Genomic DNA, 15,988 nt, shown 5'->3' on the forward strand with positions numbered 1-15,988 from the left:
TCAGATAGCGCGATTTTACGCGCGTCCGGCTTGCCCGTTCAAGGGGCCAATGACGGCATCGCACTGTTCCTGAAAGGCGGTGCCGGGTGCCATCTCGGCCGGGTCATCAGCGCCTGATCTGCGGAGCGGTCAGCGGCAAGATCGTGTCGCAACTCGCCGCTGGTCTGCCGCCGGTGATCGATCTCGCGACTTTGCGGGCGGATAGGTTCTGATTATTCAGCGCCTGCTCTTCCAGTAGGCTTCCATCCTTCATGAGGGAACGACGTGACCGCGACAACAGACACACACGCCGTTGAATCGATCGATCCGCAACGCGCCTACGCCGTTCTGATCTGCGATCTGATCGGCCTGCGCTTTGATGCTGACGGAAAACCCGACCCTTCGGAGGTGCGTGCCCATATCGAGGCCAAGGGCGGCCGCTTTCATGCGACCGGACTTGGCGACAAGACCGCTCTCGAACCTGGCCGAGTGCATTTCTTCTACCAGCCGGATCTCAGCACCCGCGAAGAGCTGATCGGAGCCGCCGGCGACGGACGCTATGACGCCGTCATTGCCGCCGCCACCTTCCTGCCGGTAGAGACCGTCTTTCCGCTGGCCGGTGTGCGGATCGGCGCCGGCACCGGCAATATGGGCTCGCGCTCGTGGGGCGGCGGCAGTGGCGAGGGCGGCTCGGCGGTCCTGATGAACACGCCCGGCATCAACAGCCGCGCAACCGCGCAGATGGTGATGAAGGCGATCCTGAAAGTGCTGCCGGATCTCCCGGTGGACTTGCTTCACGACCGGGTGGCGCGGGGCCTCTTCGACACCGGCAGGGAGCTGCGCGATTTCCCTACCGGAAAGCTCGAAGGCAAGACCATCGCGATCATCGGCTATGGCAATATCGGCAGGGAGGTGGCCAAGCTTGCCCGCGCCTTCGGCATGCGCGTGGTGATCCACGCGCGGCCCCGGCATCGGGACTGGATAGAAGCCGAGGGTTTTGCCTTTGCGGCGGACCTCGCCGACGCGGCTGCAGGCGCCGATGTGCTGAGCGTTCACGTCGGCCTGGGCAACCAGGATGCGCGGACCGGCCGCTATGCCAATGCCGGGCTCATCGGCGCGGACATTTTGTCTCGCATGAAAGGCGGCGCGGTGCTGGTCAACTACGATCGCGGCGAGCTCGTCGACGTCGCGGCCTTGGGCGACGCCCTGAATGCAGGGCAGGTGCGCCACGCCGCGATCGATGCCGACCTGTTCAGGGATGCCTCCACTGGCAGCTTGTCTGGCCCGATGCTGCCTTATCTCGATCTCGTCGAGAGGCATGGCGCCAGGCTCGAGCTTCTGCCGCATGCGGCGGCCGACACGGATCATCCCTCGCGCGTCGCCGGCGCCAAGCAGGCCGTCGACCAGATCTTCGATGTCATCTGCCGCAAGACGGTGACGAACGCAAAAGGCACCGTGCCGCCAAACTATCTTTCCGTTGGTGCGACCACGCCTCCAGGCATCGGACCGGTGACCTCCGACCACCTTTTGAAACTGACCGCCAGCGAATGCTCCGAATTGGCGGATCTCTGTGATCGCCAAAGCCGGTTGTGGAAAGCTCTCTCGAATACTCCGCCTGCCGAGCGAGGCGCGATTGTCGCCGAACAGGGCGAAGACCTTGTCCGGTTGATCGACCGCTTCTGCCTTCTGGCCGAGAACCTCGATCTCAGGGGACCTTTCCAGCAATAGGCCGGAGCGCTCAGTTCCGGGGACCGGCCACCATACGGGCGACTCGCATCATGTCGGCACTCATCTCACGATCGTCGTCGAGCGGGCTGACGAGCGCACGGATGGCGGCAAAGGTGCTCTGCGGTCCTTCGCCCATGCTGTCGACGACGCCACGCAACTCCACGCCTGTCGCCGCGAAGATCAGCTCCATCGCCACGAGATAGCGTAGGCGTTCGACAATCTCGGCGGTCTTGGCCACCACCCGTGGCGCCATCGAGGACTGGTCCTCGATGCCGTCCGATACGGCAAGCGGGCTGAGCGACATCGGGTTGGCCAGATGCCGGATCTCGGCTTCCAGCGCTGCGAGCGGCTTTTGCAGTTCAGCGTAGCCCTGGCGGCTGCCGCCCCTGGCTGACAGAAAGCGCGGCAGCTCCGCAATTGTCGGCGACATCAGCTTCATGCAGCGGTTGGCGGTGCCCACCGCGCAATGCGCGAGCGCCTGGCCAAGCTGCTCCCAGGCCGTCAGCCGCGCGGAGCGGCTTGGCGTCGAGCAGTATCATTCGGGCTGTCATGTCTCGCCTGTATCCCGTGACCGGATGCCCGGGCCGGTGGCGCTGCGAGCGTCACCGTTTGTGGCGCCTTGCTGGCACGACTGCAAGCCCTTCCGATTATGACAGCAGCAGGCGAAGGGAGTTTCGGGCGAAAGGCCGGGGTTCCGGCGCTAGGCGAGGCGCTCCGCGACAGCGTCGGGCACCACCACCAGCTTGCCGACGAAATCCTTGGCGATGAAATCGGCCTGCGCGTGGTGGAAATCGGACAGCTTGTAGACGCCGCCGACCAACGGCCTGACCTTGCCCTCCTCGATGTAGCGAACGATGCGGCGGAAATCGGCGCGCGTGCCCTGGCTCGAACCATGCAACTGCAGCTGCTTGAGATACATGGTCCTGAGGTCGAGTTGGACGACCGGGCCTGCAATCGCGCCGGCAGTGGTGTAGCGGCCTTCGGGTCGCAGGATGCGCAGCAGATCGTTGAAGATCGCGCCGCCGACGAGATCGGCGACCACGTCGATCGACTGGCCGCCGGTCGCTTCGGTCACGGCTCGCGGCAGGTCTGCGACGCCACGGGTGATGACCGCCTCGGCGCCGATGTCGAGCACGGCCTGTTCCTTGCCCTTGCCGACGACGGCATAGGGAATGGCGCCACGTGCCCGCGCCAGCTGCACGATGCCGGAACCGACGCCGCCCGAGGCGCCGGTGACCAGCACCCGTTCTCCGGCCTTAAGTGCGGCGCGTTCCAGCATCTGCTCGCCGGTAAGGTAAGCGCAGCAGAACGTGGCGAGTTCGACGTCGCTCAAGGTGGTGTCGACGACATGCGCGTTGTCAGCCGGGACGGTTTGGTATTCGGCATAACCGCCATCGCGGCCATGGCCCATATAGTCGATGTCGGCGAGTGAATCGTCGTCGCGGTTGTAGATGGAGAAGTCGACCATCACCCGTTCGCCGATGCGATCGGGCGAAACGCCTTCGCCGACGGCAACGATGGTGCCGACCGTGTCGGTGCCCTGGATGCGCGGGAAGGTCAGCGTATTGCCCTGCCTTCGCCAGGTCGACACCGCGTCCGCATCCTCCTCGGTACCATAGGCGCCCTGGCGAACCCAGACATCGGTGTTGTTCATCCCGCAAGCGCTGACCCTTATCAGCACTTCACTTGAAGCGGGGGCAGGCACTTTGACATCGGTGCGGTAGACGAGCTTTTCCGGTCCGCCGTGCCCGGTGAGCAGCACGGCGGCCATGGTGGCGGGGAGCGTTTTGGTCATGGCATTCATCGGTCGGTCTCAGAGATTGGCGAATACGCTGTTCACGGCATCGGCGGTCTTGGCCACCACGATGTCGGCCTCCTCGCGGGTCAGGCACAGCGGCGGCGCGAAGCCGAGAATGTCGCCCTGCGGCATCGCGCGGCCTATGACGCCGCTTGCGGCAAGGGCCGCGGCAATTTGCGGTCCGATCTTCAGCGAAGGGTCGAAGAAGACACGGTCGTCACGATCTCTCACGAATTCGACCGCTGCCAGCATGCCGTCGCCGCGCACCTCACCGACGTGTTTGTGACCGCCGACGGCCTTGGCCAGTTCGGCACGGAAATAAGCGCCGGTCTCGCCGGCATTCCGCACCAGGTCCATCTCGTCGATCAGTTCGAGATTGGCGACCCCGGCGGCGACGCAGATCGGATGCGCCGAATAGGTCCAGCCATGGCCGAGCGAGCCGAGCTTGTCGGAGCCCTGCACCAGCACCTGCCACATCTTGTCGGCGACGATCACGCCCGACAGCGGGGCATAGGCGGAGGTCAGACCCTTGGCGATGGTGATCAGGTCCGGCTTGATGCCGTAGTGATCGGACCCGAACATCGTGCCCAGCCGGCCGAAGCCCGTCACCACCTCGTCGGCGACCAGGAGCACATCATACTTTTTCAGCACCGCCTGGATCTTTTCCCAGTAGCCGGCGGGCGGCGGCACGATGCCGCCGGTGCCGAGGATCGGCTCGCCGATGAAGGCGGCAACCGTGTCGGGACCTTCGGCCAGGATCATCTCCTCGAGCTTGTCGGCGCAATGCTGCGAGAACTGCTCCTCGCTCATCGAGCGGTCGGCGCGGCGGAAATAATAGGGCGCCTCGGTGTGCAGGATCGGCGCGCGCGGCAGGTCGAAGGCGTTGTGGAACAGGTCGAGCCCGGTCAGCGAGCCCGTCATCACGCCCGAGCCGTGATAGCCGCGCCAGCGCGAGATGATCTTCTTCTTCTCCGGGCGGCCCAGGACGTTGTTGTAGTACCAGATCAGCTTGATGTTGGTTTCGTTGGCATCCGAACCGGACAGGCCGAAATAGACCCTCGACATGCCCTTCGGCGCGCGGTCGATGATCATCTTGGCCAGCGTGATCGAGGCCTCGGTGCCGTGCCCGACATAGGCGTGGTAATAGGCGAGGTTCTTCGCCTGGGTCGCGATGGCATCGGCGATCTTCTGGCGGCCATAGCCGACATTGACGCAATAGAGGCCGGCGAAGGCATCGATGCTCTTCTTGCCGTTGTTGTCCCAGACCGTGACGCCTTCACCACCGGCCATGATCCGCGTCGGGCTCTCGCCACGGGCATGCGTGCCCATATGCGTCGAGGGATGGAAGAAGTGGTCGCGATCCCAGGCGGCGAGTTCGTTGGACTGATCGAGCATCTTTTTTGACTCCTTGAAAGAGATCCGGGTGCGAGCCTACGCCACATCCAGGCAAAGGTATTTGAGGTCGGTGAAAGCTTCCAGCCCGTGGCGCGAGCCTTCGCGGCCGATGCCGGACTGCTTGACGCCGCCGAACGGGATCGGCGCGCCGGTGATCTTCACACGGTTGATGGCGACCATGCCATAATCGAGCGCGCGGCCCATGCGCTGTTGGCGGGCGCCGTTCTCTGTCACCACATAGGCGACGAGGCCATATTCGGTCGCATTGGCGCGGGCGATCACCTTGTCCTCGTCGTCGAATGGTGTCACCGCGGCGACCGGACCAAAGGTCTCCTCGCGCATGACCAGCGCTTCGTCGGCGACATCGGCGAGCAGTGTCGGCTGGTAGAACAGCGGCCCGGCCTGATGCCGCTTGCCGCCGGTGAGGCAACGCGCGCCAAGGGCCATGGCGTCAGCAACCTGTTCCTCGACCTTCTTGATGGCGCGCTCATGCATCAGCGGCCCGATGTCGATGTCATCGGCCAGGCCATTGCCGGCCCGCAGCGCCTCGATGCGCTTGGCGAAAGCGATGCAGAATCGGTCGTAGAGCGGACGCTGGACATAGATGCGGTTGGCCGCAAGGCAGTCCTGGCCCGAGGTGGCGAATTTGGCGTCGATAGCGATGGCCACCGCTTTGTCGATATCGGCGTCGGCAAAGACGATCAGCGGCGCGTGGCCGCCAAGCTCCATCACCAGCCGCTTCATCGTCGGCGCACTTTGCGCGGCGATCAGCCGGCCGACCTCGGTCGAGCCGGTGAAACTCATGGCACGCACGCGCGGATCTTCGCACATGCGTCCAACGATCGTCGCGGCCTTGCCGGTGATGATGTTGAAAATGCCGGCGGGCAGGCCGGCGCGTTCGCCGAGTTCGGCCAGCGCCAGTGCCGAAAGTGGCGTCTCCGAGGAGGGATGCGCGACGACGGTGCAGCCGGCGGCGAGTGCGGCAGCTGCCTTGCGCGTCAGCATGGCCGACGGAAAATTCCACGGCGTGACCACGCCGACGACGCCGAGCGGTTCGCGCCGCACCATCATCTCCGCGTTCGGCAGATGGCTGGTGACACTCTCGGCGTTGAGACGTTTCGCTTCCTCGGCATACCATTCGATGAAGGAGGCGGCGTAGTCGATCTCGCCGAGCGACTCCTTCAACGGTTTGCCCTGCTCCAATGTCATCAGCAGGGCGAGGTCGTCTTTCGCCGCGATGATCAGGTCGAACCATTTCCGCAGGATTTTCGAGCGCTCCTGCGGCAACAGCACCCGCCAGGCCGGAAAGGCGCGCGCGGCGGCGTCGATTGCCTTTGTGGTCTGCCCGGCATCGAGCGCCGCAACGAAGGCCACGGTGGCGCCGGTCGCCGGATCGGTGATCTCGAAGCTCTCCGCAGCCTCACTCCCCGTCCAATGGCCGTCGACGTAAGCGAGTTCGCGCAGCAGCCGACGGTCGGCGAGCCGGTCTAGCGCTTCGTGGCGGTGCGAGCGGGCGAAATGCGCGGACATGGTCGAAGCCTCCCGGTTCGGTTTGATGCCGGGAGACTATCCATCAGCGACAGACAGAGAGGCTGTTTCGGCGCCCGACTGTAGAGAGAATCTCTCTATTGCACCGAGAGGGCAGCCCATTTCTCCGGCGCTATGTCGGTGCCGGCAGCAGGTCCGCTATCGGCAGCGCGACATCATCTTTTACCGTCTTGATGACGATGTAAGTGAAGTAGCGGTCGATGCCGATCTCGCGATCGAGCAAGCCGTCGACCAGCCGCTGATAGGCGTCGATGTCGCGTGCCATCACCTTCAACACATAGTCGACGCCGCCACCCACCGACCAGCAGGCGACGATCTTGGGGATGTCGCGGATGACGCGCTCGAAGCGGTCGAAATCGGCCTGGCGGTGGCTGGCCAGCGTCACCTCCATCAGCACCGTGGCGACCGGCGCCACGACGCGCATGGCGATCCGGGCGTGATAGCCCGAAACGATGCCGGCTTTTTCGAGCTTGCGCAGCCGCATCCAGCACGGTGTCGGCGACAGCCCGACCTGCTCGGCCAGCGCCAGCTTGGTGATACGTCCGTCACGCTGGATGGCGTCGAGGATTTTGAGGTCGATCGCGTCGAGTTTCGCAGCAGTCATCAGCGCTCACTTTTTCGTCGATCGTACCATGACGGCGCATTATTTCGATTGTCAATTGCACTGATTTCGATCTCTAATAAGTCATGACATTGTGGCAACCCGATCCCACGCTCATCCGGCGGCCAGCCTATCAATCGTTGGCCGATCAGTTCGCGCGCGCCATCCACGACGGACGCCTTGCCAATGGCGCGCGGCTGCCGACGCATCGCAGGCTGGCGGACGATCTCAAGCTGTCAGTGCAGACGGTGAGCCGCGCCTACGAGGAGTTGATCCGGCGCGGCCTGATTTCGGGCGAGATCGGCCGTGGCAGCTTCGTCCAGACGCAGCGCCGCGAACCGGAGCCGCCTTATCTGCCCGAGCGCCTCGGCGAGGTCATCGACCTGTCGATTCTGAAACCGGTCTGCGAGCCGATGCACCTGGAGCGCATGAAGCAGGCGCTGGGCTGGCTCGCCGAAAACCTGCCCTCGAGTTCGGTACTGTCGTTCCGGCCAAACATGGTATTCCCGCGCCACCGCGCCGTGGCGGTCGAGTGGCTGAAACTGTGCGGCCTCGATGTCTCCCCGCAGAACATCAGCCTGACCAATGGCGCCACCGCCGGCATGACGGTGGCGCTGATGAGCGTGGCGCCGCCGGGCTCCACCGTCGCCACCGAGGCGATCGGCCATCACACGCTGGTGCCGCTCGCCCGTTATCTCGGCTTCAATCTCGAAGGCCTGCCGATTGACGGCAATGGCCTGATTCCGGAAGCGCTGGACGAGGCCTGCCGGCTTTCCGACATCCGCGCCGTATTCGTCCAGCCTTCCGTCATAAATCCCACGGCAACGCTCATGGATGCGGCGCGCCGCGAGCAGATCGCGGCGGTGGCGCGCAAGCACGACATCGCAATTATCGAGAACGATGTGCTGGGTCCGCTGGTCGAGGATCGACCGCCGCCGGTCGCAGCTTTCGCACCGGAGCGGACGCTCTACGTCACCTCCTTCACCAAGATCACCGTGCCCGGCCTGCGCATCGGTTATCTCGCCGCGCCCGATCGTTACGTTGCGGCCGTCGCCAACCGGCATCTTGTCTCGAACTGGATGGCGACACCAATGGTGGCCGAGATCGCCACCAAATGGGTGACCGACGGCACCGCGATGGAGCTGGTGCGCTGGCAGCGCGCGGCGTTGCGTCGCCGGCAGGATATCGCTGACGAGGTACTCTCAGGCGTCGACTACCGTGCCCGCCGCGACGGATTGCATATCTGGCTGCAACTGCCGGCCGACCGCTCCGAGGAGAGCTTTGTCGCTCAGGCCCGGTTGCAAGGCGTGGCCATCGCGCCGGGCACCTCCTTCCGCATTTCGGATGCGCCCTGGCATCCGGCGGTGCGCATCTCGCTCGGTTCTACCACCGAGGGGGAACTGCGCGCCGGTCTCGGCGTTGTCACCAAGCTCTTGCTTGGCGATCCCGAGCATTTGCTGCTCGCAATCTAAGCATGCCCAAAAAGCCGGCTGTGCTTGACTGAAAAATGTGCGCAATCGGAATAATTGTCATGATATTATTTTCCCAATTGACATGATTTGGCACGTTCCGCATCGTTAAGGGCACCAGCCTTCTCCAGCACGGGGAAATTCATTTGTCCGCATCCGCACCCATCATCAAGGTCGACAGCATCTCGAAGAGCTTTGGCAGCTTCAAGGTCCTGGACGGCCTGTCGATGCAGGTCATGCCGCGCGAGAAGCTGGCGCTGATCGGCCCGTCCGGCTCGGGCAAGACGACGATCCTGCGCATCCTGATGACGCTGGAGCGCATCGACGGCGGTCACATCCAGATCGACGGCGAGCAGCTCTACCATATGGAGCGCAACGGCCAGCTGTTGCCGGCCGACGAGCGCCACCTGGCGCGGATGCGCCAGAAGACCGGCATGGTCTTCCAGCTGTTCAACCTGTTTCCGCACAAGAGCGTCATCGACAATGTGACGCTGGCACCGATGCTGACCAAGGGCACGCCGCGCGCCGCTGCCGAGAAGCGGGCGATGGAACTGCTCGAGATGGTCGGCATGGCCGACAAGGCGAAGGCGATGCCGGCCCAATTGTCCGGCGGCCAGAAGCAGCGCGTGGCGATCGCCCGCGCGCTCGCTTTGCAGCCGAAGATCATGCTGTTTGACGAGGTGACGTCGGCGCTCGACCCGGAACTGGTCGAGGAAGTGCTCAACGTCTTGTGGCGGCTCTGCGCCGAGACCGACATGACCATGCTGCTGGTCACGCACGAGATGGGTTTCGCCCACGACTTCGCCGACCGGGTGCTGTTCTTCGATCGCGGCCGCATAGTCGAGGAAGGCAAGCCAGACGAGATTTTCCGCAATCCCAAGCAGGAACGCACGCAAGGCTTCCTGAAGAAGATCATCGCGGCCGGACACCGTGTCTGACCGCATGCCAAAGGCGGCCAAGCCGTCTTGAAATCACGCAAACCAGGACAAGAACAAGGAGTTGGGAACAATGAAGAAACTTGGCATTCTCGCCGGCGTCGCTGGCCTCGCACTGACTGCGGTGCTTGCGACATCAAGCGTGGGCTCGGCCGCGGACAAGAAGCTCGAACAACTCAAGGCGCAAGGGTTCGCACGCGTCGCTATCGCCAACGAGCCGCCCTATACGGCGGTCGCGGCCGACGGCAAGGTTTCGGGCGCCGCGCCTGACGTGGCGCGCGAAATCTTCAAGCGTCTCGGCGTCGGCGATATTGTTGCCTCCATTTCCGAATACGGCGCCATGATCCCCGGCCTGCAGGCTGGTCGCTTCGACGTCGTCACCGCCGGCCTGTTCATGAAGCCGGAGCGCTGCGCGGCGGTCGCCTATTCGGAGCCGGTGCTGTGCGACGCCGAGGCGATGCTGGTGAAGAAGGGCAATCCGAAGGGCTTCAAGAGCTATGAGGATGTCGCCAAGGACACGTCCGCCACCATCGGCGCGCCCGGCGGCGGCACCGAGGAGAAGCTGGCGCTCAACGCCGGCGTGCCGCGCGAGCGCGTCATCGTCGTGCCGGACGGCCAGAGCGGCCTGAAGATGGTGCAGGACGGCCGCATCGATGCCTATTCGCTGCCTGTGCTGTCGATCAATGATCTGATGAAGAAGGCCGCCGATCCGAACCTCGAAGTCATCGCTCCGGTGCAGGGCGCGCCGGTCTATTGCGACGGCGCCGCCTTCAAGAAGGGCGACGAGGCTCTGCGTGATGCCTATGATGTCGAACTGGCCAAGATGAAGAAGTCGGGTGAGTTCGCCAAGATCATCGAGCCCTACGGCTTCTCGGCGGCGGCGGCAATGTCGACCACGCGCGACAAGCTCTGCTCGGCGAAGTAGCGCGCGCATTTCTCACCTTCTCCCCGTTCACGGGGAGAAGGTGGCACGAAGGGACCGATGAGGGGCGGCGCCAGGTTTTGCCGAGCTAGCGCTGCCCTACATCTGCCTGCCGGCATCTTCTCCCCGTAAACGGGGAGAAGGGGCTAGAATCACAACGTTGGAATCTCAATGACCCAGTGGTCCGGCTATTTCGGCCTGATATTGCAGGGAGCGCTTGTCACCATCGAGCTGACGCTGATGGGGTCCGTGCTGGCCCTGATCATGGCCTTTCTCGCCGGCTTGGGGCGACTGTCGCGCTTCTTCGCGCTGCGGGCCCTGGCGACGGCCTATATCGAATTCTTCCGCGGCACATCGATCTTCGTGCAGCTGTTCTTCGCCTATTTCGTGTTGCCCCTGCTGGGTCTTGAACTGACCCCATTGCAGGCCGGCGTATTGGCGCTGGGCCTGAATGTCGGAGCCTATGCCGCGGAGGTGGTGCGCGGCGCCGTGCAATCGATCGGCCGCGAACAGCATGAGGCCTGCATCGCGCTCAATCTGGGCCGCTGGCAAGGCATGCGCCACGTCATCCTGCCGCAGGCGTTTCTGGTGATGCTGCCGACCTTCGGCAACAATGCCATCGAGCTGCTCAAGGCGACATCGGTCGTCTCGCTGATCTCGCTTGCCGACCTCACTTTCCAGGCACAGGTGGTGCGCGCCCAGACGGGCAACACCATGGTGCCGTTCACCACCATTCTTCTCATCTATTTCATCCTCGCGCTGCTCATCTCGTGGGGTGTGCGCTCGCTGGAACGCCGCATGGCGCGCGGCCTCGACGGGGTGCGGGTCTGATGGCCGGAGCATTCCTGATGAATTGGGTTCGCTGATGGATTGGGATTGGGATTTTGTCCGGCAGATCCTGCCGACCCTGATCCAGGGGGTGAAGATCACCATCCTGGCGACGCTGCTCGGCTCGGTGCTGGCGGCGATCGTCGGCTTGGGCATCGCGCTGGCGCGCCGCTCGCCCAACAAAGCGGTGGCGCGTACCGTCGGTTGGGTGGCCGAATTCATCCGCGGCACACCGCTCCTGGTGCAGCTCTATTTCATCTTCTATGTGCTGCCCGACATCGGCATCCTGCTGCCGCCCCTGGTCGCCGGCGTCATCGGGCTCGGCCTGCACTACGGCACCTACACGGCGGAGGTCTACCGCGCCGGCATCGACAATGTGCCGCGTGGCCAGTGGGAAGCCGCCAAGGCCTGCAATCTCAGCGCCCGGCAGACCTGGACGCATATTATCATCCCGCAGGCCATTCCGCCGATGATCCCGGCATTGGCCAACTACTTCATCGCCATGTTCAAGGAGACGCCGCTGCTCTCCGCGATCACCGTTCTGGAACTGATGAACCAGGCAAAAAGCGTCGCCAACACCTATTATCGCTACCTCGAGCCGATCACGTTGGTCGGTGCCTTCTTCCTCGCCATCAGCCTGATTTCGGTCGTGCTGCTGCGCTGGCTGGAACGCCGCTATGGCAAGATCGAAAGATAAAAGATGAAGCCCTTGCCCGAGATCAAGCTTGTGCCCAACCGGCCAGCGCTCGATGAGCGTCCGATGGAGCGGCGCGTCGGCCTCATCATCCTGGCCACCGACCATACGACCGAGCCGGATTTTCGCCGCATGGTGGCGAGCGAACGGATCGGCGTCTATGTCGCGCGCATCCCCTATGCCAATCCGACGACGCCTGAGAACCTGCGCAAGATGCAGCCGGCGCTGACGGCGGGCGCGGCCTTGATCCTGCCGGACGAGCCGCTCGACGCCATCTGCTATTCCTGCACGTCGGCCTCGGTGGTGATTGGCGATGGAGAGGTCGAGGCTGCGATCCAGGCCGCCAAACCAAGCGTGCCCGTCGTCATGCCAACAATGGCCGGCGTGCGCGCGCTGAACGCGTTCGGCGTGCGCAGGATCAGCATCCTCACACCCTATACCATGGAAACCTCCAGGCCGATGGCGACCTATTTCGCCGAACGTGGCTTCGAAATCCTAAGCTTTACCTGCCTCGGCTTTGAGGACGATCGCGAGATGGCGCGCATTGCTCCGGCAGCGCTTGTCGATCTCGCGCGCCAGGCGATGCACCCGCAGGCCGATGCGCTGTTCGTGTCCTGCACGGCACTGCGCGGCGCACTCGCGGTCACCGGCATGGAAGAGGCGATCGGCCGCCCGGTGGTGACCAGCAACCAGGCGACCGCCTGGAACTGTCTGCGCCTTTGCGGCGACGAGACAGCCCATCCCGAATTCGGCCGTCTGATGACGCTGCCCCTGCCGCGCGACTGACGATTATGGCAACAGTAACCCTTGGCGATATCCGCGCCGCACGTGAGCGAATTGCAGGCAAGGTCGAGCGCACTTCGATCGTGCTTTCGGCGAGTCTCTCCGAGCGGCTGGGCGTCCCGGTTCATCTCAAGCTCGAGCACCGCCAGACCACCGGCAGCTTCAAATTGCGCGGCGCTTCGAACGCCATCGCTTCGCTGGATGCCGAGGAGAAGGCGCGCGGCGTCGTCGCGGCATCGACCGGCAATCATGGCCGTGCGCTCGCCCACGCGGCGAAGCTCGAGGGTATGCGCGCGGTTATCTGCATGTCGCGGTTGGTACCCCAGAATAAGCTCGACGAAATCCGCCGCCTCGGCGCGGAAATCCGTATTGTCGGCAACAGCCAGGACGATGCCCAGCAGGAGGTCGAGCGGCTGGTGGCGGAGGAGGGGCTGGTGATGCTGCCACCCTTCGACCATCCCGCGATCATCGCCGGGCAAGGCACGCTCGGGCTGGAGATGATGGAGCAGGTCCCGGATGCCGCTCTGGTGCTGGTGCAACTCTCCGGAGGTGGCTTGGCTTCCGGTGTCGCCGCCGCCATCAAGGGCGTTCGTCCCGGGACAAAAGTCGTCGGCATCTCGATGGCGCGCGGCGCCGCGATGAAGGCGAGCCTCGATGCCGGCCACCCCGTGCTGGTCGAGGAACTGCCGACGCTGGCGGATTCGCTCGGTGGCGGCATCGGCCTCGACAACCGGCTGACCTTCGCCATGTGCCGCGACCTGCTCGACGATGTCGTCCTGCTCAGTGAGGACGAGATCGCCGCCGGCATTCGCCATGGCTATGAACAGGAACGCGAGATCGTCGAAGGAGCAGGTGCGGTAGGCATCGCGGCGCTGCTCGCTGGCAAAGTCAAGGCGGAGGGGCCAGTGGTGGTTCTGCTTTCCGGCCGCAACATCGACATGGAACTGCACAGGAAGATCGTCTGCGGGAAGATACCATCGATTTCGGAGCGCGCCGCATGAGCAGGATGACCATCCTCACCGAAGCTGAACTGCGCACAATCGTGACGCTCGATCTCGATGCCGTCGCCTGTGTCGAGAATGCCTTTCGCGCGCTTGCCACGCTGCCCGTGGCGATGCCGCCGATCCTGCGGCTCGATATTCCGCAGCATCGCGGCGAGGTTGATGTGAAGACCGCCTATGTGCCTGGTATCGATGGCTTCGCCATCAAGATCAGCCCCGGCTTCTTCGACAATCCCAAGCTCGGCCTGCCCAGCGTAAACGGCATGATGGTGCTTTTGTCAGCCAGAACCGGCCTGGTCGAAGCCTTGCTGCTCGACAACGGCTATCTCACCGACGTCCGTACCGCTGCTGCGGGAGCAGTCGCGGCCAAACACTTGTCACGGCCGGCCTCATCCGTCGCCGCGATCTTCGGCGCCGGGGTCCAGGCAGGGCTGCAGCTGGAAGCGCTGATGCTGGTGCGGCCGATCAGGCAGGCGCGCATCTGGGCGCGCGATGCCGCCAAGGCGGAGACCGCCGCGGCTGCCTTGCGCGAAAGGCTCGGCATCGACGTGCGTGCCGAACCCGACGCGGCCAACGCTGTTGCCGGCGCCGACATCGTCGTCACCACCACGCCGTCGACCGAACCGCTGATCAAAGCCGGGTTTGTCTCAGCCGGCCAGCATATCACCGCCATGGGTTCCGACGCCGAGCACAAGAACGAGATCGCGCCGGCGATCCTGCGCATGGCTGATCTCTATGTCGCCGACAGCGCGAAGCAGACGCGGCGGCTGGGTGAATTGCACCATGCCATCGCGGCAGGCGTGATGGCCGCTGACACGGATGTGACCGAGCTCGGCCAGATCATCGCCGGCGCGAAGCATGGCCGGCGCTCGGCCAGCGACATCACCATCGCCGATCTTACCGGCACCGGCGTGCAGGATACGGCGATCGCCACGCTCGCCCGCGACCGCGCGCTGGCCGCGAAAGCCGGAACGATCTTTGAAAGCTGATGCCGGCCGCAGGAGCATGATCCGGAAAAAACGGCGACCGGTTTTCCCGGCAGATCATGCTCCGACAAAAAGAATTACCTGGAGCCGGATTCAACAAAGTTGAAACGGCTCCAGCCCCAAAAAACGAGGACCAACACTATGCAGCCGAACCTGAAATTCTCGCGAAGCGAATATGCGGAACGCCTCGCCAAGACGCGGAAAGCCATGGAGGCGAAGGGCGTCGATCTTTTGATCGTCAGCGATCCCTCCAACATGGCCTGGCTGACCGGCTATGACGGCTGGTCGTTTTACGTCCATCAGGCGGTCATCGTGCCGCCGTCGGGCGAGCCGGTCTGGTATGGCCGTGGCCAGGACGCCAACGGCGCCAAGCGTACCGCCTATCTCGCGCATGACAACATCGTCGGCTACGCCGACCATTACGTGCAGTCGACCGAGCGCCATCCGATGGATTTCCTGTCAAGCGTGCTGACAAATCGCGGCTGGGGCAAGCTCACCGTCGGCGTCGAGATGGACAATTACTGGTTCTCCGCCGCCGCCTTCGCCTCTTTACAGAAACATCTGCCCAACGCCCGCTTCGTCGATGCCACCGCGTTGGTCAACTGGCAGCGCGCGGTGAAGAGCCCGACCGAAATCGACTATATGCGCAAGGCCGCCCGCATCGTCGAGGCGATGCACCAGCGTATCGTCGACAAGATAGAAGTCGGCATGCGCAAATGCGATCTGGTCGCCGAGATCTACGATGCCGGCACGCGCGGCGTCGACGGCATCGGCGGCGATTATCCCGCGATCGTTCCGCTGCTGCCGTCGGGCGCGGACGCCTCGGCGCCGCATCTGACCTGGGACGACAAGCCGATGAAGCGGGGCGAGGGCACGTTCTTCGAGATCGCCGGCTGCTACAACAGATACCATTGCCCGCTATCGCGCACCGTCTTTCTCGGCAAACCGACGCAGGAATTCCTTGATGCCGAGAAGGCGACGCTGGAAGGCATGGAAGCAGGTCTTGCCGCCGCCAGGCCGGGCAACACATGCGAGGATATCGCCAACGCCTTTTTTGCCGTCCTGAAGAAATACGGCATCGTCAAGGACAACCGCACGGGCTATCCGATCGGTATTTCCTATCCGCCGGACTGGGGCGAACGCACGATGAGCCTGCGTCCCGGCGATCGCACCGAGCTCAAGCCCGGCATGACTTTCCATTTCATGACCGGCCTCTGGCTGGAGACAATGGGACTGGAGATCACCGAGTCCATCCTGATCACCGAAACCGGTGTGGAGTGCCTGGCCAATGTGCCGCGCAAGCTGGTGGTGAAGGATTGAG

15 protein-coding genes are annotated in these 15,988 nt (G+C 64.0%); 10 read left to right on the forward strand and 5 right to left on the reverse strand.

All coding sequences use genetic code 11. The features are described 5' to 3' along the window. Window positions 1-264 precede the first annotated feature (264 nt). The gene (locus M653_RS0121475) at window positions 265-1,707 is read left to right on the forward strand and encodes an NAD(P)-dependent oxidoreductase (protein ID WP_027145198.1); all 1,443 of its coding nucleotides are present in this window, start codon (window positions 265-267) and stop codon (window positions 1,705-1,707) included. Window positions 1,708-1,717: 10 nt separating this feature from the next. Here the strand turns inward: M653_RS0121475 and M653_RS0121480 are convergent, their stop codons facing one another. The 5 genes from M653_RS0121480 to M653_RS0121500 form a co-directional block, all read right to left on the reverse strand. Continuing rightward, window positions 1,718-2,212: an aromatic amino acid lyase gene (locus M653_RS0121480; protein ID WP_280940113.1), complete on the reverse strand. Its 495-nt coding sequence runs from the start codon at window positions 2,210-2,212 to the stop codon at window positions 1,718-1,720. Window positions 2,213-2,407: 195 nt separating this feature from the next. Then, window positions 2,408-3,511 (reverse strand): alcohol dehydrogenase family protein, encoded by a 1,104-nt coding sequence (locus tag M653_RS0121485; RefSeq protein ID WP_027145200.1) that lies wholly within the window; start codon window positions 3,509-3,511, stop codon window positions 2,408-2,410. Window positions 3,512-3,520: 9 nt separating this feature from the next. Beyond that, on the reverse strand, window positions 3,521-4,900 hold the full coding sequence (locus M653_RS0121490) for an aspartate aminotransferase family protein (RefSeq protein ID WP_027145201.1): 1,380 nt from the start codon (window positions 4,898-4,900) through the stop codon (window positions 3,521-3,523). Window positions 4,901-4,936: 36 nt separating this feature from the next. Further along, window positions 4,937-6,430 carry an NAD-dependent succinate-semialdehyde dehydrogenase gene (locus tag M653_RS0121495; RefSeq protein ID WP_027145202.1) on the reverse strand — a complete coding sequence of 498 codons (1,494 nt, stop codon included), beginning with the start codon at window positions 6,428-6,430 and terminating at the stop codon, window positions 4,937-4,939. 130 nt (window positions 6,431-6,560) lie between these two features. Then, window positions 6,561-7,052, reverse strand: coding sequence for an Lrp/AsnC family transcriptional regulator (locus M653_RS0121500; protein WP_027145203.1), 492 nt, complete (start codon window positions 7,050-7,052; stop codon window positions 6,561-6,563). An 83-nt stretch (window positions 7,053-7,135) separates the two neighbouring features. Here M653_RS0121500 and M653_RS0121505 point away from each other — a divergent pair, with 83 nt between their 5' ends. From M653_RS0121505 to doeA, 9 genes are all read left to right on the forward strand, one after another. Further along, entirely contained in the window at window positions 7,136-8,521 is a 1,386-nt protein-coding gene (locus M653_RS0121505) for a PLP-dependent aminotransferase family protein (RefSeq protein WP_027145204.1), read from the forward strand. Between the two features lie 143 nt (window positions 8,522-8,664). Next, window positions 8,665-9,456 (forward strand): ectoine/hydroxyectoine ABC transporter ATP-binding protein EhuA, encoded by a 792-nt coding sequence (ehuA, locus tag M653_RS0121510; RefSeq protein ID WP_027145205.1) that lies wholly within the window; start codon window positions 8,665-8,667, stop codon window positions 9,454-9,456. A gap of 70 nt (window positions 9,457-9,526) precedes the next feature. Next, the gene (ehuB, locus tag M653_RS0121515) at window positions 9,527-10,378 is read left to right on the forward strand and encodes an ectoine/hydroxyectoine ABC transporter substrate-binding protein EhuB (RefSeq protein WP_027145206.1); all 852 of its coding nucleotides are present in this window, start codon (window positions 9,527-9,529) and stop codon (window positions 10,376-10,378) included. Between the two features lie 168 nt (window positions 10,379-10,546). Further along, complete coding sequence (gene ehuC, locus M653_RS0121520) at window positions 10,547-11,206, forward strand: ectoine/hydroxyectoine ABC transporter permease subunit EhuC (RefSeq protein ID WP_027145207.1); 660 nt, start codon at window positions 10,547-10,549, stop codon at window positions 11,204-11,206. 34 nt (window positions 11,207-11,240) lie between these two features. Beyond that, window positions 11,241-11,900, forward strand: coding sequence for an ectoine/hydroxyectoine ABC transporter permease subunit EhuD (gene ehuD / locus M653_RS0121525; protein ID WP_027145208.1), 660 nt, complete (start codon window positions 11,241-11,243; stop codon window positions 11,898-11,900). 3 nt (window positions 11,901-11,903) lie between these two features. After that, entirely contained in the window at window positions 11,904-12,683 is a 780-nt protein-coding gene (eutA, locus tag M653_RS0121530) for an ectoine utilization protein EutA (protein ID WP_027145209.1), read from the forward strand. Window positions 12,684-12,688: 5 nt separating this feature from the next. Next, on the forward strand, window positions 12,689-13,681 hold the full coding sequence (gene eutB, locus M653_RS0121535; protein ID WP_027145210.1) for a hydroxyectoine utilization dehydratase EutB: 993 nt from the start codon (window positions 12,689-12,691) through the stop codon (window positions 13,679-13,681). After that, window positions 13,678-14,670 (forward strand): ectoine utilization protein EutC, encoded by a 993-nt coding sequence (gene eutC, locus M653_RS0121540; protein ID WP_027145211.1) that lies wholly within the window; start codon window positions 13,678-13,680, stop codon window positions 14,668-14,670. The genes eutB and eutC overlap by 4 nt, the downstream gene beginning before the upstream one ends. Window positions 14,671-14,808: 138 nt before the next feature. Beyond that, the gene (gene doeA, locus M653_RS0121545; protein WP_027145212.1) at window positions 14,809-15,987 is read left to right on the forward strand and encodes an ectoine hydrolase DoeA; all 1,179 of its coding nucleotides are present in this window, start codon (window positions 14,809-14,811) and stop codon (window positions 15,985-15,987) included. Window position 15,988: the final 1 nt, after the last annotated feature.

The sequence above is a fragment of the Mesorhizobium sp. WSM3626 genome (genome assembly GCF_000513935.1).
Lineage (GTDB): Bacteria > Pseudomonadota > Alphaproteobacteria > Rhizobiales > Rhizobiaceae > Mesorhizobium > Mesorhizobium salmacidum.